The sequence below is a fragment of the Methylobacterium sp. PvR107 genome, assembly GCF_017833295.1.
Taxonomy (GTDB): Bacteria; Pseudomonadota; Alphaproteobacteria; order Rhizobiales; family Beijerinckiaceae; genus Methylobacterium.
On record NZ_JAFIBW010000001.1, the window covers coordinates 5,282,030 to 5,306,401 of the forward strand.

At 70.2% G+C, this 24,372-nt stretch carries 20 protein-coding genes, 1 other RNA gene and 3 pseudogenes; 17 read left to right on the forward strand and 7 right to left on the reverse strand.

The genetic code is table 11. The features are described from left to right. Positions 1 to 44 precede the first annotated feature (44 nt). From rfbC to rfbA, 4 genes are all read left to right on the forward strand, one after another. The gene (gene rfbC / locus JOE48_RS24955; RefSeq protein ID WP_210033745.1) at positions 45 to 596 is read left to right on the forward strand and encodes a dTDP-4-dehydrorhamnose 3,5-epimerase; all 552 of its coding nucleotides are present in this window, start codon (positions 45 to 47) and stop codon (positions 594 to 596) included. A gap of 91 nt (positions 597 to 687) precedes the next feature. Further along, a complete protein-coding gene (rfbB, locus tag JOE48_RS24960; RefSeq protein WP_210033748.1) occupies positions 688 to 1,737 on the forward strand; it encodes a dTDP-glucose 4,6-dehydratase in 1,050 nt (349 codons plus the stop codon). Beyond that, on the forward strand, positions 1,737 to 2,642 hold the full coding sequence (rfbD, locus tag JOE48_RS24965) for a dTDP-4-dehydrorhamnose reductase (RefSeq protein ID WP_210033750.1): 906 nt from the start codon (positions 1,737 to 1,739) through the stop codon (positions 2,640 to 2,642). Before rfbB ends, rfbD begins: the two co-directional genes overlap by 1 nt. Beyond that, the gene (rfbA, locus tag JOE48_RS24970) at positions 2,639 to 3,538 is read left to right on the forward strand and encodes a glucose-1-phosphate thymidylyltransferase RfbA (RefSeq protein WP_210033752.1); all 900 of its coding nucleotides are present in this window, start codon (positions 2,639 to 2,641) and stop codon (positions 3,536 to 3,538) included. Before rfbD ends, rfbA begins: the two co-directional genes overlap by 4 nt. Before the next feature lie 28 nt (positions 3,539 to 3,566). On the opposite strand, the gene JOE48_RS24975 is transcribed toward rfbA, so the two are convergent. Beyond that, positions 3,567 to 3,818, reverse strand: coding sequence for a hypothetical protein (locus JOE48_RS24975; protein ID WP_210033754.1), 252 nt, complete (start codon positions 3,816 to 3,818; stop codon positions 3,567 to 3,569). 172 nt (positions 3,819 to 3,990) lie between these two features. Here JOE48_RS24975 and JOE48_RS24980 point away from each other — a divergent pair, with 172 nt between their 5' ends. The 4 genes from JOE48_RS24980 to JOE48_RS24995 all read left to right on the forward strand — a co-directional run bounded on the left by JOE48_RS24980 (position 3,991) and on the right by JOE48_RS24995 (position 8,478). Continuing rightward, the gene (locus JOE48_RS24980) at positions 3,991 to 5,088 is read left to right on the forward strand and encodes an OpgC family protein (protein WP_210033755.1); all 1,098 of its coding nucleotides are present in this window, start codon (positions 3,991 to 3,993) and stop codon (positions 5,086 to 5,088) included. A 17-nt stretch (positions 5,089 to 5,105) separates the two neighbouring features. Then, positions 5,106 to 5,942: an SGNH/GDSL hydrolase family protein gene (locus JOE48_RS24985; protein ID WP_245252954.1), complete on the forward strand. Its 837-nt coding sequence runs from the start codon at positions 5,106 to 5,108 to the stop codon at positions 5,940 to 5,942. A gap of 86 nt (positions 5,943 to 6,028) precedes the next feature. Next, positions 6,029 to 7,339, forward strand: coding sequence for a lipopolysaccharide biosynthesis protein (locus tag JOE48_RS24990; RefSeq protein WP_245252955.1), 1,311 nt, complete (start codon positions 6,029 to 6,031; stop codon positions 7,337 to 7,339). Then, positions 7,336 to 8,478: a GNAT family N-acetyltransferase gene (locus tag JOE48_RS24995; protein WP_210033762.1), complete on the forward strand. Its 1,143-nt coding sequence runs from the start codon at positions 7,336 to 7,338 to the stop codon at positions 8,476 to 8,478. The genes JOE48_RS24990 and JOE48_RS24995 overlap by 4 nt, the downstream gene beginning before the upstream one ends. A gap of 319 nt (positions 8,479 to 8,797) precedes the next feature. Here the strand turns inward: JOE48_RS24995 and JOE48_RS25000 are convergent, their stop codons facing one another. Continuing rightward, positions 8,798 to 9,085 (reverse strand): hypothetical protein, encoded by a 288-nt coding sequence (locus JOE48_RS25000; protein WP_245252956.1) that lies wholly within the window; start codon positions 9,083 to 9,085, stop codon positions 8,798 to 8,800. 175 nt (positions 9,086 to 9,260) lie between these two features. On the opposite strand from JOE48_RS25000, the gene JOE48_RS25005 reads away from it, so the two are divergent. Beyond that, complete coding sequence (locus JOE48_RS25005; RefSeq protein ID WP_210033764.1) at positions 9,261 to 9,515, forward strand: hypothetical protein; 255 nt, start codon at positions 9,261 to 9,263, stop codon at positions 9,513 to 9,515. Positions 9,516 to 9,521: 6 nt separating this feature from the next. Here the strand turns inward: JOE48_RS25005 and JOE48_RS25010 are convergent, their stop codons facing one another. From JOE48_RS25010 to JOE48_RS30540, 5 genes and pseudogenes are all read right to left on the reverse strand, one after another. Further along, entirely contained in the window at positions 9,522 to 11,867 is a 2,346-nt protein-coding gene (locus JOE48_RS25010; RefSeq protein WP_210033766.1) for a PAS domain-containing sensor histidine kinase, read from the reverse strand. A gap of 177 nt (positions 11,868 to 12,044) precedes the next feature. Further along, entirely contained in the window at positions 12,045 to 14,666 is a 2,622-nt protein-coding gene (pepN, locus tag JOE48_RS25015; RefSeq protein ID WP_210033768.1) for an aminopeptidase N, read from the reverse strand. Further along, positions 14,614 to 15,351: a hypothetical protein gene (locus JOE48_RS25020; RefSeq protein ID WP_312893425.1), complete on the reverse strand. Its 738-nt coding sequence runs from the start codon at positions 15,349 to 15,351 to the stop codon at positions 14,614 to 14,616. Before JOE48_RS25020 ends, pepN begins: the two co-directional genes overlap by 53 nt. A 20-nt stretch (positions 15,352 to 15,371) precedes the next feature. Continuing rightward, positions 15,372 to 15,811 (reverse strand): annotated as a pseudogene (arsC, locus tag JOE48_RS30535) (arsenate reductase (glutaredoxin)). Further along, positions 15,807 to 16,163, reverse strand: a pseudogene (locus JOE48_RS30540) (ArsR/SmtB family transcription factor); the annotation flags it as partial. The pseudogenes JOE48_RS30540 and arsC, both read right to left, overlap by 5 nt. Before the next feature lie 125 nt (positions 16,164 to 16,288). On the opposite strand from JOE48_RS30540, the pseudogene JOE48_RS25030 reads away from it, so the two are divergent. The 8 genes and pseudogenes from JOE48_RS25030 to JOE48_RS25065 form a co-directional block, all read left to right on the forward strand. Continuing rightward, a pseudogene (locus tag JOE48_RS25030) lies at positions 16,289 to 16,423 on the forward strand (arsenical resistance protein ArsH); the annotation flags it as partial. Between the two features lie 242 nt (positions 16,424 to 16,665). Next, positions 16,666 to 17,106, forward strand: a complete 441-nt coding sequence (locus JOE48_RS25035; protein ID WP_210033779.1) for a VOC family protein — start codon at positions 16,666 to 16,668, stop codon at positions 17,104 to 17,106. 44 nt (positions 17,107 to 17,150) lie between these two features. Then, positions 17,151 to 17,549, forward strand: an RNA gene (rnpB, locus tag JOE48_RS25040) — RNase P RNA component class A. 417 nt (positions 17,550 to 17,966) lie between these two features. Then, positions 17,967 to 19,052, forward strand: a complete 1,086-nt coding sequence (gene rsmH, locus JOE48_RS25045; protein WP_210033781.1) for a 16S rRNA (cytosine(1402)-N(4))-methyltransferase RsmH — start codon at positions 17,967 to 17,969, stop codon at positions 19,050 to 19,052. Then, entirely contained in the window at positions 19,049 to 19,462 is a 414-nt protein-coding gene (locus tag JOE48_RS25050) for a hypothetical protein (RefSeq protein ID WP_192708515.1), read from the forward strand. The genes rsmH and JOE48_RS25050 overlap by 4 nt, the downstream gene beginning before the upstream one ends. 90 nt (positions 19,463 to 19,552) lie before the next feature. After that, positions 19,553 to 21,373, forward strand: a complete 1,821-nt coding sequence (locus JOE48_RS25055) for a peptidoglycan D,D-transpeptidase FtsI family protein (RefSeq protein WP_245253500.1) — start codon at positions 19,553 to 19,555, stop codon at positions 21,371 to 21,373. A gap of 10 nt (positions 21,374 to 21,383) precedes the next feature. Further along, positions 21,384 to 22,841: a UDP-N-acetylmuramoyl-L-alanyl-D-glutamate--2,6-diaminopimelate ligase gene (locus JOE48_RS25060; protein ID WP_210033783.1), complete on the forward strand. Its 1,458-nt coding sequence runs from the start codon at positions 21,384 to 21,386 to the stop codon at positions 22,839 to 22,841. A gap of 19 nt (positions 22,842 to 22,860) precedes the next feature. Next, positions 22,861 to 24,312 (forward strand): UDP-N-acetylmuramoylalanyl-D-glutamyl-2,6-diaminopimelate--D-alanyl-D-alanine ligase, encoded by a 1,452-nt coding sequence (locus JOE48_RS25065; RefSeq protein WP_210033784.1) that lies wholly within the window; start codon positions 22,861 to 22,863, stop codon positions 24,310 to 24,312. Positions 24,313 to 24,372 lie beyond the last annotated feature (60 nt).

The following is a 24,372-nucleotide window of genomic DNA, read 5'->3' on the forward strand; positions in this document are numbered from 1 at the left end:
CGTCCGCCGAGCCTCGCGACAGGATCCGCGGGAAGGGCGCTGGCATGGACGTCATCGAGACCGAGATTCCGGACGTGAAGCGCATCGTGCTCAAGCGCTTCGGCGACGCACGCGGCTGGTTCTCCGAGACGTTCCGGGCCGACGCCCTGGCACGGGCCGGCATCACCACCGCCTTCGTCCAGGACAATCAGTCCTTCTCGGCGCCGCAGGGGACGATCCGCGGCCTGCACTTCCAGATCGGCCCCCGCGCCCAGGCCAAGCTGATCCGCGTCCTGCAGGGCGCGATCCTCGACGTGGCGGTGGACATCCGCAGCGACTCGCCGACCTTCGGCAAGTTCGTGGCCGTGACGCTGGATGCCTACACGGGCGAGCAGCTCTTCATCCCGCACGGCTTCGCGCACGGGTTCTGCACCCTGACCCCCGACGTCATGGTCGCCTACAAGGTCGACGATTACTACAGCCCCGAGCACGACCGGGCCCTCGCCTGGAACGATCCGGAGGTCGGGATCCCGTGGCCGGTCTCGGCCGAGGCGGCGATCCTCTCCGACAAGGACCGCCGCGCCCCGAAGCTCGCCGATCTCGGGCGCGTGTTCTGATCTTCACGGGACGCGGCCGTAATTTGGTCACGCCGGCCGGTCTTCTGCCCCGTCATTCCGTTCAAGACGATTCTTAAGAGGGTTTTTCGCCATGCGCATCCTGGTGACCGGAGGCTGCGGCTTCATCGGCTCGGCGCTGGTGCTGTACCTCGTCAACGACCTCGGCCACGAGGTCTGCACCCTCGACGCGATGACCTACGCGGCCAATCCGGTCTCCCTGGCCACGCTCGCCGACAACCCCCGTCACCGCCTGGTCGAGGCCGACATCTGCGACCGCGACGCCGTGCAGAAGGCCTATGCCGACTTCAAGCCGCAGGCGGTGATGCACCTGGCCGCCGAGAGCCACGTCGACCGCTCGATCACCGATCCGGGTGCCTTCGTGCGCACCAACGTCATCGGCACCCAGACGATGCTCGACGGCGCCCGCGGCCATTACGAGGCCCTGCCGGAGGCCGAGAAGAAGACCTTCCGGTTCCTCCACGTCTCGACCGACGAGGTCTACGGCTCGCTGCCGCCGGGCGCGTTCTTCACGGAGGAGAGCCGCTACGATCCGCGCTCGCCCTACTCGGCCTCGAAGGCGGCCTCCGACCACCTCGCCCGCGCCTGGCACGAGACCTACGGCCTGCCGGTGCTGGTGACCAACTGCTCGAACAATTACGGGCCGCGGCACTTCCCCGAGAAGCTGATCCCGCTGATGATCCTCAATGCCCTCGAGGGGAAGAAGCTGCCGGTCTACGGCGACGGCCTGAACGAGCGCGACTGGATCCACGTGGAGGACCACGCCAAGGGCCTCGTGGCCGTGCTGGAGCGCGGCCGGATCGGCGAGACCTACCTGCTCGGCGGCCGTGCGGTGCGCAACAACCTCGCGGTGGTGAAAGCGCTGTGCGCGGCCTTCGACCGGCTGCGCCCCGAGAGCGCTCCGCACGAGCAGCTGATCAGCTTCGTGGCCGATCGTCCGGGCCACGACCGGCGCTACGCCATCGACTGCACCAAGGCCGAGACCGAGATCGGCTGGCAACCGCAGAAGACCTTCGAGCAGGCGCTGGAGGCGACCGTCGCCTGGTATCTCGACAACGAGAGCTGGTGGCGCCCGATCCGTGAGGGCCGGTACAAGGGCGAGCGCCTGGGGCTCAACGGCTGATGGACATCCTCGTCCTCGGCGGCGCCGGCCAAGTCGGCACCGAGTTGCAGGCGCTGTCCTGGCCCGGCGACGTGGCCGTGCACGCGCCCGGCCGCGCGGATCTCGACATCACCGATCCGGACGCCGTCGCGGCGGCGCTGGCGGCCCGGGACTATCGGGTCGTGATCAACACCGCCGCCTATACGGCCGTCGACAAGGCCGAATCCGACGTGGTCGCGGCGTGGCGCCTCAATGCGCTCGCGCCGGCGATCCTGTCGGCCGCCACGGCGGCGCGGCAGATCCCGCTGGTCCACGTCTCGACCGATTACGTCTTCGCCGGCACCAAGACCGATGGGGCCTACGCCCCGGACGAGCCCATCGACCCGCAGAGCGTCTACGGGGCCAGCAAGGCCGCCGGCGAGCTGGCCGTGCGGACCGGCAACGCGCGCCACGCGATCGTCCGGACCGCCTGGGTGGTCAGCCCGCACCGGGGCAACTTCGTCAAGACGATGCTGCGGCTCGCGGCCGAGCGTGACGCCCTGACCGTGGTCGACGACCAGCACGGCTGCCCGACCTCGGCCGCCGACCTCGCGTCCGCCCTCGCGGTGATCGCGCGGCGCCTGGCCACCGACGCGGCGGCGCCCACCGGCACGTTCCACTGCGTGAACGCGGGCGACACCACGTGGCGCGGCTTCGCCGAGGCGATCGTGGCGGGCTCCGCCCGCCGCGGCGGCCGCTCGGTGCCGGTTCGGGGCATCCCGACCTCCGCCTATCCGACGCCGGCCCGACGGCCGGCCAATTCGCGCCTGTCCACCCACAGCCTCACGGACGCCTACGGCGTCGCGCCGCGGCCCTGGCAGGCGGCGCTCGACGGCATCCTGGACCGGCTCGTCGGGCCGGTCTCAGAGGGAGTTTCCAAGCCATGAAGGGCATCGTTCTGGCCGGCGGATCCGGCACGCGGCTCCATCCGGCCACGCTGTCGATCAACAAGCAGCTGCTGCCGGTCTACGACAAGCCGATGATCTACTATCCAATCTCGGTGCTGATGCTCGCCGGCATCCGCGAGATCCTGATCATCTCGTCGCCCGAGCATCTCGACAATTACAAGCGGCTGTTCGGCACCGGCGAGCAGTTCGGCCTCCGGTTCTCCTACGCGCTGCAGCCGCGTCCGGAGGGCCTGGCGCAGGCCTTCGTGATCGGGCGCGACTTCGTCGGCGACGACGACGTGGCGCTGATCCTGGGCGACAACCTGTTCTTCGGCGCCGGGATGGGCGAGCTGCTGGAGCGCGCCGCAGGCCGCCGGCAGGGCGCGACGGTGTTCGCCTACCACGTCGACAACCCACAGGCCTACGGCGTGGTCAACCTCGACAAGTCCGGCCGCCCGACCAAGATCGTCGAGAAGCCGCAGAACCCGGAATCGACCTGGGCGGTCACGGGCCTGTACTTCTACGACAACCAAGTGCTCGACATCGCCGCCGACGTGAAGCCCTCGGCCCGCGGCGAGCTGGAGATCACCAGCGTCAACGAGGCCTATCTCCAGCGCGGCCAGCTGCATGTGGAGCGGATGTCGCGCGGCTACGCGTGGCTCGATACCGGGACCCACGACAGCCTGCTGGAGGCGAGCGAGTTCGTCCGCACCCTGCAGCACCGCCAGGGCCTTCAGGTGGCCTGCCTGGAAGAGATCGCCTACCTGCAGAAGTTCATCACGCGCGACCAGCTCGTGGCCCGCGGCGAGATGTTCGCCAAGACCGCCTACGGCCAGAACCTGCTGCGCCTCGCCCGCGAGAGCGAGGACGACCTGCGCCTGCGCCGGGGCAAGTAGCGGTCCGACCGGCGATCGATCCGCCGGGTTATCGGGCGCTGCAGCCGATGCAGATCCCGCGCATGAGCCGGTCGTTCTGCACCGCCCGGTTCGTCCGGTTGCGCCTGTCGTTCGGCGTGGCCGTACCCGCGCCGTGGCGCAGCGGCATCGCGCGTCCGACCCAAGACGTGTTCAACGCCGTCGCGGTCGAGGCGGGATCGTCGCCCATGCCGGTCTGAGACTCGGCCGCGACCGACGCCGACATCAGCATCAGAGCGAGGATCGTGATCGGGCGGGTCATCGTGCGAAGGGCTCCGTGCGCCGGAGCGTAACGCGACCGTGACCTCCGGGTTCGACGCAGCGCGCGTCCTCAACCTTCGTCCGGCTTTGCAGACCCCGCCCGGCCCCTTATCAGGGGCCGACAGCCGCCCGTCGACGCTCTGAAGAGCCGGAACCTCGGAGCCGCCGCAACGATGCGGGACCCCAACGCGATCGATTTCTGGCGCGGCTTCGCTCTGGTCACGATCTTCATCAATCACATCCCGGGCAACACCTTCGAGCGGTACACCTTCTCGCAGTATGGGATCTCGGACGCGGCCGAGCTCTTTGTGTTCCTGGCCGGCTGGTCGATCGGCATCGCCACACGGGGGCGGGACGGCGTGCCCGAGCCGCCGGGACGCAGCGTGGTGCGGCTCCTGGCGCGCACTGTCGAGGTCTACCGCGCCCAGCTCACCGTGATGCTGCTGGCGCTCGCGATCATCGCCGGCGCGGCCCTGCTGCTCGACAACCCGCTGATCCTCGAATGGCACAATGCGGGCGGGTTCTTCGCGGACCCGATCCAGTCCGTCTGCGGCATGGCCCTGCTGACCTATCAGCTCGGCTATTTCAACATCCTGCCGCTCTACGTTCTGCTCATCGGCATCGCACCGGTCTTCGTGCTGGTGGGCCGCTTCAGCCTGATCGCGGCCCTGGCGCTGTCCGGGAGCATCTACCTCGCGAGCCTCGTGTTCGAGTGGAACGTGCCGTCCTGGCCCGGCGAGGGAGACTGGTTCTTCGACCCGCTCTGCTGGCAGCTGCTGCTGGTGCTGGGCTTCGTGCTCCAGGGCTGGAACCTGCGCTCCGACACGCTGCGCCGCTGGTCCCGCCGGCTCTTTCCCGCCGGCATCGTCGTCGTGCTCCTCGGAATCGTGCTCGCCGTGACCGAGATCCGTCCGGACCCGATGGTGGTGCCGGAGCCGCGCCTGCTGTTCACCTTCGAGAAAACCTATCTGACACCGGCCCGACTGGTTCATTTTTTGGGGGTATTGTTAGCGTTTGCACCGCTTTACGCAGTACTGGCCCCGCGAATCGGCCGCGCCGCCGGTTATCTCTCACAGATGGGCCGGAACTCCCTGGCTGTGTTCTCGATGGGCTCGATCCTGAGCCTGGTCGGGCAGCTCGTGCGTTTCCAGACCGGCGGCGGCGTTCTGATCGATATGCTGGTCGCCGGCTCGGGCCTCGTGGGGCTGGGGTTTACGGCATGGTTCGTCGAATGGCGCAGCCGCAGCAAGTCTTCAAGACCGCGCCTGTGATTCAGGCGCGTCGTCCCATGTTGCCGCCCCGCACCGGCCTTTTCGGCGCCGCAGCCATCCTGCTGGCGACCCTGGGCGCACCGGCTTATGCCCAGCAGCCGGCCGACGCCGGGTCCGGCGAGCCGGGCCTGTCCCTGGAATGCCGCGTCCCGGGCGCGCAGCTCTACACGGCGGCCAAGCTCGGGAGCGTCAAGGCGGCCCTGACGGAGAACCGTCCGATCAAGATCCTGGCGATCGGCGGCAGCGCGGCGCCGGGCGCGTCGGCCTCCTACCCGGCAAAGCTGGAAGCGGCGCTGGAACTGGCGCTTCCGAAGGTCGACATCGTGATCGATCACCGCGGCCTTCCGGGCGAGATCGCCTCCGGCGCCGCCGAGCGGGTCCGCACCATGGTGGCCGAGGCCGAGCCCGATCTGGTCGTCTGGCAGGTCGGAACGCACGACGCCATCGCCCGCGTCGATGCGGATGCCTTCGCGGGCGCGCTCGGCGAGGCCGTCGCCTGGATCCGGTCGCACGGGATCGACGTGGTGCTGGTCGATCCGCTCTACACCGCCAGCATGGCGGCCGACGCGGATTACAACCGGATCGTCGAGGCGGTGCGCACCGTCGCGACACAGCAGCAGGTGCCGCTGGTGCGGCGCTACGAGGCCCTCCGATACCTGTCGCGGCGCACCGACAAGGGCGAAGGCCATATGCTCGGGCGCCAGTTCCGGCTCAACGATCTCGGCCTCCGCTGCATGGCCGAGCACGTAGCCCTGACGATCGCCACCTCGCTGATGCGAACGGACGTGCCGACGGAGCCGAAGGCCAATCCGTCGACGCCGCCCTTAACCGAGCTGCAACGCGCCCCGGGCTAGACCGGACAACCAGAGGTCGGCGTCCCGCCGGACCAAGGTCCGGCGCGGAGCGCGTAGTGTCAGCCACTGCTCTCCCCGCCCGCGCGATGAGACGCCTCCGCGCATTGCGCAGCGGCCCGCAGCGGGCAGCCCTCACGGTGTTCGCGATCCGGGTCGGCTCGGCCGGCTTCGCGTATGGCTCCCAGGTCCTGGCGGCGCGGCTGATGGGCTGGGAAGCCTACGGCATCTTCGCGTCCGTTTGGGTCTGGACCGCGATGCTCGGCCATACCCTGACACTCGGCCTGTCCCAGGGCGCCTGCCGGTTCGTGCCGGGTCATCAGGCGCAGGACGATCTCGACTTGGCGCGCGGCTACCTCCGAGCCGGCGCGCTGATGACCGGCGGTGCGGCCCTCGCCGTCGCGGGCCTCGGCGCGGCGCTGCTCGTCCTGGAGCCGAACCTGTTCGCCCCGGCCTACCGGGCACCAGTCGCGGTCGCCCTTTGCGTGATGCCGCTCTTCGCCCTTCAGGATTATCTGGAGGGTGTGGCACGCAGTCAGAACTGGGTCGGTCTCGCCATCGCGCCGCCCTACCTCCTTCGGCAGACCCTGATGATGGCCTGCATGGTGGGCGCCGTCCTCGTCGGTGCGCCGCCGCGTGCGGAAGTCGCGATGGCCTGCATGCTGGCCGCCGCTGCCGCCGCGACGGCGCTGCAGGCCGGCCTCCTCACCGCGCGCCTCCGGAAGGCCCTCCCATCCGGGCCGCGCCGCTACCGGTGGCGGAACTGGCTTGGCGTCAGCCTGCCGATTGCCGCGATCGACCTCGCCAATGCGGGCTTCACCTTTGTCGATGTGATCGTGCTGGGAGCTTTGGTCAGCCCGGCCGAGGTCGGCCTCTATTTCGCGGCGACGCGCATCCAGCAATTCGTTGTGTTCGTGCATTTCGCGATCAGCGCCGCGACGCTGCAGCGCTACAGCGCCGCCCAGGCACAGGCCAACCGCTTCCTTCTCGCCGAACTGGTCCGGCGCCAGGGACGAACCACGGCGGCCGCAACCTTTGTCGTCGGGGGCGCGATCCTGGCCGCGAGTCCGCTGCTCCTGGCGATGTTCGGCGCGGACCTTGGCGCGAGCGTGCCGATCCTGTGCGTTCTCCTGGCTGGGAGCGTCGCGGCGAGCCTGTTTGGGCCAGGCGAGGACCTTCTGACCATGCTGGGCGGCGAACGCCTCTGCGCCGGCCTTACCGCGGGGTCGCTCATTGCGGCCGCGGGCCTGTGCCTCGCGCTCGTTCCGCCCTTCGGACCGCTCGGGGCCGCCCTGGCGGTCGCCCTGGCCACCGTCGCGCGGGCCTCGCTTCTCGCCCGCGCCGCCGGGCGGCTTCACGGGCTCCCGACGCCCGTCTGGTCGGCGGGAGCAGTCGGATGAGCCCGGTCACGGCCGCCACCCAGGGCACCTTCGGTCTGTCGTTCACGTGTGACGGACCTCCGGAGGCGGCCGACTGGGACACCCTGTTTGCCTCCGGAATAGCGCCGCACCCGCACGTCTCGCGGCACGTGATCGAGGCGCACAAGAGCGCCGGCCTTCTGCCGAACGGCCTGAAATTCGTCACCGTTCGAGACGGGGCGCGGCTCGTCGCGCTCCTGCCCTACAGGTTGTCCCGCGACATCACCGGGCTCGGCGGCCGCGTCGCACGGCCGTTCCTGTCCCCCTTCATGACGGCCTCAGCGCCGCTGATCGCCGACGGGCCGAACCGAGACGCGCACACGCGGGCCCTGGTCGACGGTCTCGCGGCGGCGTCCGGCGGGCGGGCCTGGCGGTGGCCTTTGCTGCCGACTGAGGACGGGGCCGGATCGGACATGCTGGCGGCCATGCGCGCCTGCGGCTGGGCGATCGGTACGGTGTCGGCCTTCGATCGCCCCATCGTGAATCGGCGGGCCGATCACGACGCGTTCCTGGCGGGCCATCCGAACCGGGCGCGATTCAAAGACCTGCGCCGCCGCGCCCGCCGGCTCGCGGAGGTGGGCATCGTCGCGTACGAGAGCGCCGCCTGCGGCGTGGATCTCGACCGTCTGGTCGGGGCGTTTCTCGACCTGGAGCGCGCGGGCTGGAAAGGACAGGCCGGCACCGCCATGGCGTGCCGGCCGGAGACCGCGGCGCTCGCCCATCATCTGTTCTCGGAAGGACCCGGCCCAGTCGGCATCCGTGCGGACGCGCTGACCATCGACGGACGACCCATTGCGATCAGCCTCGCCCTGGTCGGTGCCGGCACCGCAACCCTGCTCAAGACGGCTTACGACGAGACCGCCCGCAGCCACGCACCGGGCCTCCTGCTCGAGGCCGAGATCGTGCGCGCCTGCCACGAGACCGGCTTCGCAGATCGGCTCGACTCGGCGACGCTCGAGGGATCGGCCCTGGAAAGCCTCTATCGCGACCGAACGCAGATCGCCGAGCTCATCGCCGTGCCACCGGGCACCCACGCCCTCTCCCTAGAGCGGCGTCTGCGGCTCGCCCGGTTCGAGACGCAGGCGCGCAGCACGGCCAAGCGCGCCCTCGGGCGGCGCTAGGCGGGTTTCATCGACGCGGCCGAGGGATCTGCGGGCGTCGCTCGGCCTTGCCCGGTGTTCACCGACAGCGATCGACCTTTGCGCATGGTGGTGATCCCCGCCGTCAGTCCGGGCTCCGCTGCGCGGCCCCGGAATGACGGGGCGGGATCGTCTTGGAATCCCTCCTCCCGATGCAAGGCTGAGACCTTCTCGTCAGGGAGAGCTGAACGTTCTGAGGCGGGGTTCCCGTAGACCTCTTCGGGAGGGGAAACACACCCGCTTCGCGGCCCCTTGGTTTCAGAATCAGACCTGCCAACGCAGATCGGCTTAGCCGCCGGCCTCACCGGCTCCGGTACGGGCCGTCGCCCTCGACCCGGTCATAGACGCCGCGCCCGGTGCGCGCCCGGTAGGCGCGACCGGCGATCTCACCGGGGGTCGGCGGCGTGCCGGGCTGAGCGAAGCTCGTCTCCGGACGATAGGCCGGACCCCAGCCGATCTCCTCGTCGCCCGCAGGATCCTTGCCCGGAAATCCGGTCACGTATCCGGTGCTCTGCGCGAGCGCCGGACCCGCGCTGAGACCGATCAGGGCCGCCAGGGTGAAGCGCAGGCTTGTTCGCGGTGACATCATCCGTATCCTCCATGTCCGATCCGCACGACGGATCCTCTGGAGAGTAAACGCCGTTCGTGCTCCGGGTTTGCGCGGCGTGCCGCCACGCCGCGGACGTGGCTTCACGCGAGCGATCCCAAAGCCCGGACAGGCCGAGCGGCCTCGGCCGGGATACCAGTGCGGAGGCATACCCGTCATGGAAGATTGGAAGGCGGGGTTCCGCGCCGAACTGCGCGCCATCGAGATCGCCACCGGCGATGCGGCCGCAGCGCAATTGCCGGCCCTGCTCCGGCGTTTGCAACGGCATCAGGCGGGCCTCGGCGGCAATCCGATGCTTGCCATGTATCGGCGCTGGCGCATCCGCCGTCTTGCCCGGGCCGTCGCGGATGCGCGGTGGCACGCTGAGCAAGGCCGGGTCGCCCGCTTCGGCGGCCTGAATCCGCGCCCTTAGCGCACGTCAGGCGGCAACCGAGCGAGCGGCGCGCCGACCGGTCCGCGCTGCCGTGACCGGGCGAGCGGCCGGAAGGGTCTGGTCCGAACGGTCTGCGCTCGGGCCCGGAAGGCGCACAAGGACGATGGTGCCGACCGAGACCTCGGAGCGGATGCGCAGCGAGCCGCCATGCAGCTCGACCATCGACCGCGTGATGGCGAGACCGAGGCCCGAACCCTTGTGGCTGCGGGTCATCTGGGTCTCCACCTGCGTGAAGGGGCGGCCGAGGCGTGCAAGATCGGAGCGCGGAATTCCGATGCCGTTATCCTCGACGAACAGGTGGGTGCGTGTCCCGGCGCGCCGCGCGCGCACCACGACCTTGCCGCCCGCCGGCGTGAACTTCAGGGCGTTCTGAACGAGATTCGCCAGGATCTGCTGCATCGCGTTCGGGTCGGCCAGCAAGACGAGCCCCGGCGGGACGTCGACGCTGACGGTGATCGCCTTCTTGCGGGCCGCGGCCTCGACGGGAGCGAGCGCGGCCGCGATGGCCGTTTCGGCGGAGATCGCGCGGGGTTCCAGCCGCACCCGGCGAGCCTCGAGCCGCGCCATGTCGAGGATGTCATCGATCATGGAGAGCAGGTGCGAGCCGCTCTCACGGATGTCGCGGCAATATTCGGTGTAGCGCGGCGTCCCGAGCGGACCGAGCACCGCGTTCTCCATCACGTCGGCGAAGCCGATGATCGCGTTGAGCGGCGTGCGCAGCTCGTGGCTCATGTTGGCGAGGAACTCGGACTTGGCCTGGCTCGCGCCCTCGGCGGCGGCCTTCTGGTCGAGGTATCGCTCGGCAAGGTCGGCGAGCTGCTGCGTCTGAAGCTCCAGGGTCCGTCGGGAGCGCTTCAGGTCCTTGACCGTCTCGATCAGTTCCCGTTCCGACGCCAGGAGCTGTTCCTGATTGCGCTTCAGGCTCGTGATGTCGGTCCCGACCGAGACATAGCCGCCATCCTTGGTGCGCCGCTCGCTGATCTGGAGCCAGCGACCGTCCGCGAGTTCAGCCTCGAAGGTGCGCGCGGTCATCTCTTCCAGCGACCGCCCGGCATCGGGCGACTCGCGGCGAACCTGCGGCAGCACGCCCCGGCCCATCACGTCCATGTAGCTGCGGCCGGACTGGGCATCCTCCGGGCTGAGGGCGTGCAGATGCCGGAATTTCGAATTGCACAGGACCAGCCGGTTGCCGGTGTCCCAGAGGACGAAGGCCTCCGAGATCGCCTCGACGGCATCGCGCAGGCGCATGTCGGCCGCCGCGTTGGTCTCTTCGAGGGCCCGCTGCTCGCTGATGTCGGTGGCGATGCCGACGAGGTGGCGGCCGCCGTCGGCCGCGTCCGCGACGACCTCGGCCCGGGCGCGGAGCCAGACGTAGGCGCCGTCGGCGCCGCGCATGCGGAAGGCGTGGTCGATGAAGGTCTGGTTCGCGGCAAGCCCGCGGGCGAGGCTGTAGAGATCCCCGTCATCGGGGTGAACCAGGCCGTTGACGTCGCCGAAGGACAGATACTCGTGCTGCCGCCGGTAGCCGAGCAGGCTGTACATCGAGTCGGACCAGTAGATCCGCCCCCGGGCCACGTCCCAGTCCCAGAGGCCGCAGGCGCCGCGACGCAGGGCCGTCTCGAGGCGCCCGCGGATCTGCTCGCGGGCTCGGTCGGCCCGTGCCGCCTGCCGGGTCTGAAGGCCGTAAGCGAGGCCGACGCCGACGATGACCAGGGCTGCGGCCGCAATCAGGACGATCTGATCACGAGTCCGCGCGCTCCAACCGCGCAGCAGCGGCGCGACGGGCTGCAGCACCGCCACCTGTCCGGCGCCACCGGGCAGGCTGTGCACCGCGGCCAGCACGTGCTCGCCGCCCGGAAGCTCGAGAGCCATGGCGCCGGCGCGCTCGCCGAGTGCCGAGAGCGGCTCGCTGGCGCCGAGCACCTGCCCGAGCGTCGTCTGGCTGGCCGGAAGCGGCGGATGGGCGGCGGCGATGTGCGTGTCGGGCCGGACCAGCAGCAGGCGCCGGCCCGGGTGGCGGCCGCTTTCCGGCATGAGTGTCTGGAGGTCTGACGCGAGGGTCCCGGCGGGCGCGACCGCCCGCGCGGCGAGCCGCGCGAAGGCTTCGACCTCGGCGCGCGCGCCAGCCAGGATCTCGGCACGCTGCCCCTGGATGTGAAGCGCCGCCAGCCCGACAAGGCAGGTCAGAAACAGGGCGAGCGTGGCCGGCACGGCATAGCGCAACCAGCGCTCCGCTTGCCCGAGTCGTGGATCCCGCGCCCGCATCGGCCACGAGACGGTGAGACTCGAATCCGCACGCGCGGAGAAGGAAGCGGAACCCGCCTCCGGCATGGCCGAACCTCGCCCGTGGAAACTGCGAACCGGGCGAGGCGACCTGCCCCCCGAATCTGTGTGAATACAATCACCTCATGGGGCAGTTTGTCCACGGGTTTTTTGCCCTGAGGGATTGACTGTCACCGGGTGTTGCAGGGTCGCCCGAGAATCGTTTTCTACCGTAAGTTCAGCTACTTAGCCGTCTCCGAGAGTCCGCGCGAGAATGTCGGCGGTGTCCCGCGAAAGGCCCGGGATCGCCTTGATCCAATTCAGCATTTCGGCTGCCTTAGCGGCGCGTGATTTTTCCAGACGCCGCCATGATCCGAAGGCCGTCAACAGCCGGGCGGCAACCTGTGGGTTGGCCGAATCGAGCGCCGCAACCGTCTCGGCGACGCGTGAAAACCCACCCCCATCGGGCCGTGTGAACTGAGTCGGATTGCCGAACGCAAAGCTCCCGATCAGGGCGCGAACCCGATTCGGGTTGGACATGGTGAAAGCCGGGTGTCTCTGCAGCCGGGTGATCCGCTCCAGTGTCCCGGCCTCCGGGATCTGCGCCTGGATGGCGAACCATTTGTCGAGCACCAGGGGCTCGTCGGCATAGCGCTCGGCGAAGGCCGCCAGGGCCGTCTCCCGGGTCTCTCCGGGGATCAGCGCGAGGGTGCTGAGGGCGGCGAGCCGGTCCGTCATATTGGTGGCCTCGGCCAGGCGCTCGGCGGCCCGCGCCGCGCCGGCTTCCGGATCGCCCGCCGCGATGAGATCGAGGGCGGCGTTACGCAGCGACCGGCGGCCGGCGGATGCCGCATCCGGCCGGTAGGCATCAGCTGCGGCGGGGGCGAGGGCCTCGTCCAGGCGCTCGAGCCGTGAGCGCAGCGCCGTCCCGAGATGTGCCCGCAGGCCATGCCGCGCCCGGTGGATCGCGTCGGGATCGACGTCGGACGGCACGGCATCCGCCGCCTCGCCCTCGCTCGGCAATGCCAGGACAAGGGCGGCGAAGGCCGGATCGGACAGGGCCTCGCCATCGAGGAATCGTCCAAGCGCGGCCGCGAAAGCCTCGGCGCGCCCTGAATCGGGATCGAGGATCAGGCGGAGGCTCACGTCCTGCGCGGCCTGCCATCGGTTGAACGGGTCGCTGTCCTGCGCAAGCAGCCGCATGCGCTGCGTATCGGAGAGAGCGAGATCGAGCCGCACCGGCGCGGAGAAATCGCGCAGGATCGATGGGACCGGCTCTTCGGTGACGGCTTCGAACACGATCTCGGCTTCGGCACGATCCAGGACATAGACGCCGTCGCGCACGTCCGGACAGGTCGCGTCGATGAGCGGGCCGGACGCGCCGACGAGGCCGAGTGCGATCGGGATAACCAGCGGCGGTCCGTCCTGCCCCGCCTCTCCGGGCAGGCTCTGGGCGAACCGAAGCGTGTAGCTGGCAGCCGCCGGGTCGTAGACGGTCGTCACGGCAAGGCGGGGCGTGCCGGGGCGCTCGTACCAGCGAGCGAAGTCGGACAGGTCGCGCCCCGAGACGGCCGCAAACGCCGCCAGGAAATCCTCCACCGTCGCGGCGCGCCCGTCATTGTCGGCGAAGTAGCGGTCCATGCCGGCCCGGAAGGTCTCGGCACCCAGCAGCGTGCGCAGCATCCGGACGATTTCGGCGCCCTTGTCGTAGACTGTCGCGGTGTAGAAGTTGTTGATCTCCGCGTAGGCTCGGGGCCGCACCGGGTGACGCAGCGGCCCGGCATCCTCCGGGAATTGGCGCGCCCGGAGCGAACGCACCTCGCCGATCCGGTGCACCGGCCGCGAGCGCATGTCGGACGAGAATTCCTGGTCCCGGAAGACTGTCAGGCCCTCCTTCAGGCACAGCTGGAACCAGTCCCGGCAGGTGACGCGATTGCCTGACCAATTGTGGAAGTACTCGTGGGCGATGATCGCCTCGATCGCGGCGTAGTCCCCGTCGGTCGCCGTCTCGGGACTGGCCAGCACATACTTGTCGTTGAAGATATTGAGGCCCTTGTTCTCCATGGCGCCCATGTTGAAGTCGGACACGGCGACGACGTTGAACATGTCGAGGTCGTAGGCGCGGCCGAAGGCGGTCTCATCCCAGGCCATGGAGCGGATCACCGCGTCGAGGGCGTAATCCGCCCGCGGTTCCTTGCCCGGCTCGACATAGACCGCGCAGGTGACGGGACGCCCCTCCAGGGTGGTGAACCGCGTCTCGACCTTGCCGAGACGGCCGCCCACCAGGGCGAACAGGTAGGCCGGCTTCGGGTGCGGATCGTGCCAGACGGCGAAATGCCGATCCGCGCCGACGAGTCCTGTCTCGACGAGATTGCCGTTGCCGAGGAGAACCGGCGCCTCGGCTCGATCCGCCTCGATGCGCGTCGTGTAGATCGCCATCACGTCGGGCCGGTCGAGGAAATAGGTGATGCGCCGGAAGCCGTCGGCCTCGCACTGGGTGCAGTAGACCCCGCTCGAGCGATAGAGGCCCATCAGCTTGGTGTTGGCCGTCGGATCGACCTCGGTGACGAGCCGCAGGGTGAAGGGCTTTCGGGGCGGCGCGAGAAGGCTCAGGCCGGTTGGCGTCGCCGTGTAGGACCCAGCCGCGAGGGCCGTGCCGTCGAGGTCGACCGAGACCAGCCGCAGGTCATCGCCGTCGAGGTTGAGCGGTGCCCCAGCCTCACCCGCCGGGTTCGGGCGGAGCGCCAGGGTCGCGTCGATTCGGGTCGCGTGCGGGTCGAGGCGGATATCCAAGTCGACGCGGTCGATCAGGTAGTCACTCGGCCGATATTCCTCGAGGCGGATCAGCGGCGGCGTCTCGGTGCGCATGCGGCTCTCTTTCCGGGTGCGGTTCGGGCTCGTTCTGGTCCTTCGCGCCGCCGGGCGCAACGCGGTCGGCCCGCGTCGTCTGGTGCCAGAGGCCACCGATCAGGCCGCGATCGGCCCTCGCCAACAGGGCAAGCACGCCCCAGACGGCGTCGGGCCCGATGCGGGTCAGCAGGTAAGCCCCCAGCGGCGGGCTGAGCGCCTGCGCGACGAGCCCCGGCCGTGCCAGGCGGCCGATCAGGCCGGCGTAGTGCTCCGGGCCGAACAGCGCGAGGGGACCGGTGCCGCGGGCGATGGAGTAGAATCCGTTCCCGCCGCGATTGAGGACGAGCGTGGCGTAGGCGGGATCGTACAGGCCGCAGTCCATGCCGAACCCGATCACGAACCACCCGGTCAGGAAGACCGGCAGGGTAGGGGCAAGGCCGAGGATCGTCAGGCCGGAGGCCAGGAGCAGGGCCGCCAGTGCCAGCACCGGGCGGCCCCCGCGCCCCTGGATGGCCGTCCCGACCCGCGGCGAGACCGCGGCTGCGACCAGAAGGCCGACCGACAGACCGCCGACGATCCAGGCCAGTGGCCAGCCGGTCTCCCGGGCGATCGGCTCGGCCAGCACGGCGGACAGGTAGTAGGACGAGCCCCAGGCGAGGATCTGCACCACGCCGACGCGCGACGATCGACCGAGCGTCGTTATTCTTGCCGAGGAGGAGCGCCTCACGCGAGTCCGACGCGGCGGCCGTGCTCGTCCACCACCGGCTCTCCCTCTTCCTTGATGAACGCTCCCTGCTGCGCGGGAAGGAGGTCGAGTACGGCCTCGGACGGCCGGCACAGGCTTACGCCGAGGGGGCAGACCACCAGGGGCCGGTTCAGCAGAACCGGATGCGCCGCGATGGCATCCAGGAGCTGGTCGTCAGGGATGGCCGGATCGCCGAGCCCAGTTCCGCGAACGGCGTGCCCGTCTCGCGCAGGATATCGCGCACCGAGAGGCCAGCACGCGCCAACATCTGCACGCGCAGGGCCCGGCTCGGCGGCGTCTTCAGGTACTCGACGACGTGCGGCTCGATCCCGGCATAGTGGATCATCGCCAGCCCGTTCCGCGAGGTGCCGCAGGATGGGTTGTGATAGATCACGACGTCGAAGACACGGCCAGGCATGGCTCACCTCATGGGCCGCAGGGCCGGGATCAGAGAAGGCCGCCACAGCTGGAGCGCAGACCTCCGGATGGCCCTGGCAGCAATCGGTCATGAGCAATCCGATCAGCCCGGAAAGAGCCGGGCAGGCCGCGCTGTAGAGGAACGAGCGTCCTGCGCGTCGGGACCGGATCCGCCCGGCCTGCCGCAGCGCCTTCAGGTGGAAGGAGATCGTGGACGGCGACACGCCGATCGCACTGGCCAGAGACCCGGATGCCATGCCGTCCGGCCCGGCCGTGACCAGCGCGCGCAACACCCTTCGTCGATGCTCCTGACCCAGCGCCACGAAGGCCGCGACGGCTTGCCGTTCCTTCATTCTCGCTTCAACATTCAAACAATCGTTCGATGATGCGAGATCGCCTCACCGTGGACAAGCCCGAGACGACCGAGTGCGCGCTTCTTCTCACCGACGGAACGCCCCATCTCAGAAAGGCGAATTCCTCGCGCGGATCGCAGGGCTTCGAGGCGGTGAATTCTTTGCGCCTGCTCGGACGCTGGATGCGGATGATCACCATCCGCAACCAATCCTGCGTGCCGATGGCCTATCGCGAATTCGACGACGACGGACGGATGAAGGAACTGGCCGCCGATATCGGTCTTGCGAAGCCCTGACGGACGCCTCACGGATCCGGCTTTGCTTGAGCGGAGAGGCCGTTTGCAGCCGGCGCGGGCTACTCGACCGGCGGCGTGGCCCTAGCTAGCGCAGCGATCGGCCGGCCACGTTGGTCGCCTCCCGATGCCGTCCAGGGACGGCCGGTCATGTCCGTATCCGCTGAGGGCGCCGTGGAAGCCCTCACCGACAGAGGGATCGTCGCCCGATGGAATTTCTGCACACCATGGTCCGGGTCGCCGATCTCGACCGTGCGCTCGCCTTCTACGTCGACACGTTCGGCCTTCAGGAGGTGCGCCGCGTCGAGAACGAGAAGGGCCGCTTCACCCTCGTCTTCCTGGCCGCCCCCGGGGACGCCGAGCGGGCGAAGGAGACGAGGTCGCCCCTCGTCGAGCTGACCTACAACTGGGATTCGGAAACCTACACAGGCGGCCGCAACTTCGGTCATCTCGCCTATCAGGTCGACGACATCTACGCCTTCTGCAGCCGGTTGCAGGAGAAGGGCGTCACCATCAACCGCCCGCCACGCGACGGCTACATGGCCTTCGTGAAGTCACCCGACGGCATCTCGATTGAGATCCTCCAGAAGGGCGGCGCGAAGGCGCCGCAGGAGCCGTGGGTGTCGATGGAGAATACAGGGACCTGGTAACCGGCCTTGACCCGGACGGCAGCGCGGGCGCATCTGCCCGCGGATCAGCCGGCCGGGCAGCCGCTCCGGACGCGCAAGCGTCCGGGGAGGAAAGTCCGGGCTCCATGGAGAGACGGTGCCGGATAACGTCCGGCGGGGGCGACCCCAGGGACAGTGCCACAGAGAGCAGACCGCCCCGGATCCGTCCGGGGTCAGGGTGAAAGGGTGCGGTAAGAGCGCACCGCGGACGCGGCAACGCGGACGGCACGGCAAACCCCACCGGGAGCAAGACCGAATAGGGGCGGCGCGCCCTTCGCGAGAAGGGCAGGCCCGCTCTCCAGGCCAGTCGCCCGGGTTGGTTGCTCGAGGCGGTCGGCAACGGCCGTCCCAGAGGAATGGCTGCCACGTCGGGGTGCGCGAGCGCTCCGGCCCTACAGAACCCGGCTTACAGGCCGGCTGATCCACCAGCTCTTAAAACAAGTGTACCGCCAGTGTCTTACAGGCGGTGCGAGTGAAGTGTCCGGAGGTCGATTCAGGCCAAATTTCCGGCCCGGCGAAAACCTTCGGTTAACCTTGCCGGGTTCAGATCGGATCGCGCCGCAGCGCCAGGCTTGTGCGTTGACGATCCTCCGAGGCCCATGATACCCGGCATCCTCCCGTCATCGGCGTGTATCGGATCGCCGGGCGCACCCTGCCTCAGTGCAGGTCCCGTCCGTGGGCGGCGTCTTGCGCGCTCCGAAACCGATGCCGTTCCCGTCACGCGCGCCGCGTTCGCGCGGCCCGGCCCAGGGCATCATGAGACGCACGAGCCGCATCCGCGACCGGCACCCCGGTGCGCGTCGACATCCCGCCCCGGATTGTGGCCCACGGCGGAGGCGCCCATGATCCGCCGACGCCCTTCGGCCGAGCTTCCGGCATCCGCGCGGCGCGGTGGCACCGATCCCGAGGCAGCGCCCCCATCGGCTCAGCCGCACGTGCCGGTGCTGCTCGACGAGGTGGTCACGACGCTCAGCACCGACGGTGGACTGGCCGTCGACGGCACGTTCGGAGCGGGCGGTTACACGCGCGCCCTGCTGGATCGCGATCCGGCCCTGCAGGTCGTGGCGATCGACCGCGATCCCACGGCGATCTCCGCCGGTCAGAGCTTGGTCGCTGAGTCGCGAGGGCGCCTCCGCCTGCTCGCGGGCCGCTTCGGCAACCTCGACACGCTCCTCGCCGAGGCCGGCGCGACGCAGGCCGATCAGGTGGTGCTCGACATCGGCGTCTCGTCGATGCAGCTCGACGTGCCGGAGCGCGGGTTCTCGTTCCGCAACGACGGCCCCCTCGACATGCGCATGGGCGGCGACGGCCCGAGCGCGGCGGACCTCGTTAACGAATCTGACGAGACGGCGCTTGCCGACATCATCTACCATTACGGCGAGGAGCGGCGCTCGCGCGCCGTGGCGCGGGCGATCCATGAGGCGCGCCGCCGCAGCCGGATCGCGACCACCGCGCAGCTCGCCGAACTGGTGGCCGGCGTGGTCCGGGCTGAACCTGGCAGCCACATTCATCCGGCGACCCGGACCTTCCAGGGCCTGCGCATCGCGGTGAACGACGAGCTCGGCGAGCTGGTGCGCGCCCTGCACGCGGCCGAGCGGGTGCTCAGGCCCGGCGGCCGTCTCGCCGTCGTGACGTTCCACTCGCTCGAGGATCGGATCGTCAAGCAGTTCTTCGCGGCCCGCAGCGGCCGCTCCGCGCAGGGATCGCGTCACCTGCCAGGCGCTCCGGCCGAGGTGGTCCGCAGCTTCAACCTCGTGACCAAGGGTCCTCTGCTGCCGGGCGAGGCCGAGACCGCGCGCAACCCGCGCGCCCGCTCGGCCAAGCTGCGCGCGGCGGAGCGGACGGAGTCCGACGTGCCCGAGCCGTTGGCGGCGCTGACCGCCCTGGCGAGCCTTCCCGAAGCTGCCCGCGGGGGCCATCGCCGATGATCCGCCTCCTGAACCTTCTGGCCGTGGCCGGCCTCGTGGCCTCGGCGATCTACGCCTACTCGATCAAGTACGACACGCTCTACCAGGGCGGACAGGTGTCGAAGCTGCAGACCGCCCTGCACGCGGAGCGGCAGGCGATCGCGGTGCTCCGCGCCGAATGGCAGCTTCTGACCCGGCCCGATCGTCTGCAGGCGGCGGTCGACAAGCACCTGGCCCTGGAGCCGATCGGTACGAGCCACCTGGCGCGCCTCTCGGACCTGCCCGCCCGTCCGGAGCGCGGCGACGAGATCGGCCGGCTGCTCGCGGCGACCGCGACGCCCAAGGACAAGGGTGCGATCGAGCCGCGCACCACCGGCTCGATCACCCGCACCGTCACCACGACCCGCACCCCGACGACGGCTTCGAGGTAGTCTCCCGTGTCCGAAGACGCCGACCAGATCGCATACGCGGCAGCCGAGACGCAGGCGGCCGAAGCGCATGTTCCGGAACACGAAGCCGCCCTGCTGGAAGCGGCGGCGCTGGCGCATGCCGCGAACGCGCCGCGCCTCCTCGAAGAGGACGCGGTCGTCCCCGTGGATCGGGCCGAGCGGGCCAAGGCGTTCCTGCGCAGCATGTTCCGGCTGGCCATCGAGCGGTCGCACATGCGCGTCGCCCTGGTCGGCTTGGTCTTCGTCGGCGTCTTCGGGACGATCTCGGCCAAGCTCCTGATGATGGCGATCTTCGGTGAGCCGCCCAGCCAGGAGCACAGGGTCGCGGCCGCGTCCTCGACGGCGTTCCGGCCGGACATCGTCGACCGCAACGGCGAGATCCTGGCCACCGACATCCGCACGGTCTCGGTCTTCGCCGAGCCCGGGAACATCTACGACAAGGACGAGGCGGTGGAGTTGCTCACCGCGGTCCTGCCGGAACTCAACGCCACCGAGCTGCGGGCCAAGCTGGCGTCGCGCAAGGGCCGGAGCGGCGCCGGCTTCGTCTGGGTCAAGCGCGAGCTGACGCCGAAGCAGCAGGCCGAGGTCCACAGGCTCGGCATCCCCGGCATCGGCTTCCTGCCCGACCACAAGCGGGTCTATCCGAACGGCGTCGCCGCCGCCCACATCCTGGGAGCGACCAATCTCGACGGCATCGGCATCGCCGGGATGGAGAAATACATCGATTCCACCGGCCTCCAGGCGCTCAACAGCTTCGGGCTGGTCAGCAAGCAGGCCGACCTGAAGCCGGTGCAGCTCTCGCTCGACCTGCGCGCGCAGTTCGCCGTACGCGACGAGCTGGCCTGGGGCATCGACCACTTCAAGGCCAAGGCCGGCGCCTCGATGATCCTCGACGTCAAGACCGGCGAGGTCATCGCGCTCGTGTCCATGCCGGATTTCGACCCGAACGATCCGAAGGACGCGCTCTCGCCCGACCGGATCAACCGGATGAATGTCGGCGTCTACGAGATGGGTTCGACCTTCAAGGCGATGACGCTCGCCATGGCGCTCGATTCCGGCAAGTACAACGTCAACTCGACCTTCGACACACGCGGCGGCGTGCTGAACTGGGGCCGGCAGAAGATCCACGAGTACCACGGCACCAACCGCGTCATCACCATGCCGGAGGTGTTCACCCACTCGTCGAACATCGGCTCGGCCAAGATGGCGCTCGGCGTGGGCGTGCCCGGCCACAAGGCCTTCCTGAAGAAGATGGGCCTGCTCGACCGGCTGCGCACCGAGCTGCCGGAGAGCGCGGCGCCGATCGTCCCGTCGCGCTGGACCGAGATCAACACGATCACCATCGCGTTCGGTCACGGCATCGCGGTGGCGCCGATCCAGGCGGCGGCCGCGGTGGCGGCCATCGCCAACGGCGGCGACCTGATCACCCCGACCTTCCTGAAGGCGAACCCCGACGACAAGGCGCGCGCCACGCACGTGCTCTCGTCCCAGACCTCCGAGGCGATGCGCTACATCATGCGCCTTAACGCCGCCGAGGGCTCGGCCAAGAAGGCGGCAATCCCGTACTACTTCGTCGGCGGCAAGACCGGCACGGCCGAGAAGGTGATCGGCGGCCGCTACATCCACAACCGCCTGTTCACGACGTTCATGGCGGCGGCGCCGATGAACGACCCGAAGTACTTGTTCGTCACGATCATGGACGAGCCGCAGGGCCTGCCCGAATCTGGCGGCTACGCGACGGCGGCCTGGAACTCCGGCGTGGTCACCGGCAAGGTGATCGAGCGGGTGGCGCCGATCCTGGGCCTGCCGCCGCAATTCGAGCCGCCGGTGAGGCCGTTCCCGCAGATGGTCAAGCTCAACGCCTACCACATCAACCAGCTCGGCGGCCCGTGATGGTGGCATCATGAGCGCGCGGCTCGCCGATCTGTTCCCGGAGGCCGCCGGAACGGCCGCCGACCTGACGGTCTCGGACCTGACCGCCGACAGCCGGCAGGTCGCCACCGGCACGGTGTTCGTAGCCGTGCCGGGCACCAAGGCCGACGGTCGCCGCTTCGCCGCGCAGGCCGCCAACCGCGGCGCGGTGGCGGTGGCGGGGGAGGGGACGCGCCCCACCGATCTGCCCGGTGCAGTCGCCTGGATCGCGGTGGCGGACGCGCGCCGGTCCCTGGCCCTCGCGGCGGCGCGGCTTGCCGGCCGGCAGCCCGACACCGTGGTGGCCGTGACCGGCACTGCCGGCAAGAGTTCGGTGGCCGACTTCGTCCGCCAGATCCTGGCACGCCTCGGCCGCGAGGCCGCGAGCCTCGGCACTGTCGGGATCGTCACGAACCGCGGCGCGCAATATGGCTCGCTCACCACCCCGGATCCGGTGACGCTGCACCGGACGCTGGCGCAGCTCGCCGCGGACGGCATCACCGACCTCGCCATGGAAGCGTCGTCGCACGGGATCGAGCAGCGCCGTCTCGACGGCGTGCGGCTCGACGCCGCGGGCTTCACCAACCTCGGGCGGGACCACCTCGACTACCACCCCACCATCGAGGATTACCTCGCGGCCAAGCTGCGCCTGTTCACTGATTTGCTGCCGCCCGGCTGCCCGGCGATCGTGAATGCCGACGGCGCCTATGCTGACCGGGCGATCGCCGCGGCAGAGAACTCCGGGCGGCCGGTCCGGACCGTCGGTCGCGGCGGCCGGGATCTGCACGTCGAGTCGGTCCGGACGGAGGGATTCGCGCAGGCCGTACGCCTCGTCTTTCAGGGTCGGGCCCGGGAGCTCCGCCTGCCGCTCGTCGGGGAATTCCAGGTCGAGAACGCCCTGGTGGCGGCCGGCCTCGCCCTCGCGACCCCAGCGGGCGCCGCCGATCCCGACGGCGTCTTCGCGGCTCTCGACCATCTCACCGGCGTGCCCGGCCGCATGGAGCGGATCGGCGAGGCCCGTGGCGGGCTCTGCCTCGTCGACTACGCCCACAAACCCGAGGCGCTGGAGAGCGTGCTGACCGCGCTCCGCCCGTTCGCCTCCGGCCGCCTGATCGTGGTGTTCGGCTGCGGCGGCGACCGTGACCGGGGCAAGCGGCCGCTGATGGGCGCGATCGCGCAGCGCCTCGCCGACACCGTGATCGTGACGGACGACAATCCGCGCACCGAGGAGGCCGCCGCGATCCGCCGGGCGATCCTCGACGCCGCGCCGGGCGCGGAGGAGATCGGCGACCGCGCCGAGGCGATCCGCAGCGCCGTGCGGCGCCTCCAGTCCGGCGACGTGCTGGTCGTGGCCGGCAAGGGTCATGAAACCGGCCAGATCGTGGGGGATCGGACGCTGCCGTTCTCGGACCACGAGGTCCTGCGCGCGGCGATCACCGAGGCGACCTGAGGGTGACCGGGGGCTGACCATGACCGCACTCTGGACGCGGGAGGAACTCGAAGCCGCGACGGGCGGGCGCCTGATCGGCGCCGAGCGCCCGATCGGCGGCGCCTCGATCGACACCCGCACGCTTCAGCCCGGCGACCTGTTCTTCGCCATCCAAGGCGATGCCCGCGATGGCCACGACTTCGTCGCCGACGCCCTCGGCCGCGGCGCCGGCGCCGCAGTGGTGGCCGAGGCCCGCGCCGACGGCCTCGCGCCGCATGGCCCCGTTCTGGCGGTGCCGGAGATGGGTCCGGACCCGGTGCTGACGGCGATGACCCGGCTCGGGGCGGCGGCCCGCACCCGCACGGAGGCCCAGGTCGTGGCTGTGACCGGCTCGGTCGGCAAGACCGGGACCAAGGAGGCGCTCCGGCACGTGCTCTCCGGGCAGGGCGAGACCCACGCCTCGGCGGCCTCCTACAACAACCACTGGGGCGTGCCCCTGACGCTGGCGCGGATGCCGCGAGCCACGCGCTACGGCGTGTTCGAGATCGGCATGAATCACGCGGCCGAGATCGTGCCGCTCACCGCCCAGGTCCGGCCCGACATCGCGCTGATCACCAGGATCGCGCCCGCCCATATCGAGCATTTCGCCTCGCTCGCGGCGATCGCCGACGCCAAGGGCGAGATCTTCTCCGGGCTCCGGCCCGGCGGCGTGGCGATCATCAACCGCGACGTCCAGCATTTCGACCGGCTCGCCGCCCACGCGCAGGCCTCCCGGGCGGGACGGGTTGTCACCTTCGGCGAGCACCCGGAAGCCGACGTGCGCGCCCTGAAGATCGTGCTCCGCCCCGATCTGTCGGTCGTCGATGCGCTCGTGATGGGCCAGCCCGTCACCTACAAGCTCGGCACGGCCGGCCGGCACGCGGCGCTGAATTCGCTGGGCGTCATGGCGGTGGTCCACAGCCTCGGGGCCGACCTCGCCCGCGCCGCCCTGTCGATGGGCGGCCTGACGCCGCCGGCGGGGCGCGGCGAGCGCACCGCCCTCGAGATCGGCGGCGGCACCGCCTACTTGGTGGACGAGAGCTACAACGCCAATCCCGTGGCGGTCCGGGCGGCGCTCGCGACGCTCGCGGGGATCGAGACCGGGCCCCGCGGCCGCCGTATCGCGGTTCTGGGCGACATGCTGGAGCTGGGCGCCTCCGCCCCCGACCTGCATCGCAATCTCGCCGACGACATCGAGGCGGCCCGGATCGACCTCGTCTTCGCGGCCGGCCCGCTGATGCGCCACCTGTTCGAGGCCCTGCCGGTGAGCCGCCGCGGCGCCGTGGCGGATACGTCCGCGGACCTGCTGGAGCCGCTCGCCCGGTCGCTCCGGTCCGGCGATGCCGTGATGGTCAAAGGATCGAACGGCAGCCGCATGGGCCGGATTGTCGAGGCCCTGAAAGCCCGCTACGCCGTCGACGAGGCGCGGCGCGCCCTGGCGACGGCCCCCTGACTGGCAGGCCCGCGCGTTCGAAGCGCGCGGTGCAGCCCCCCGAAACCTGCGCCTGAATAA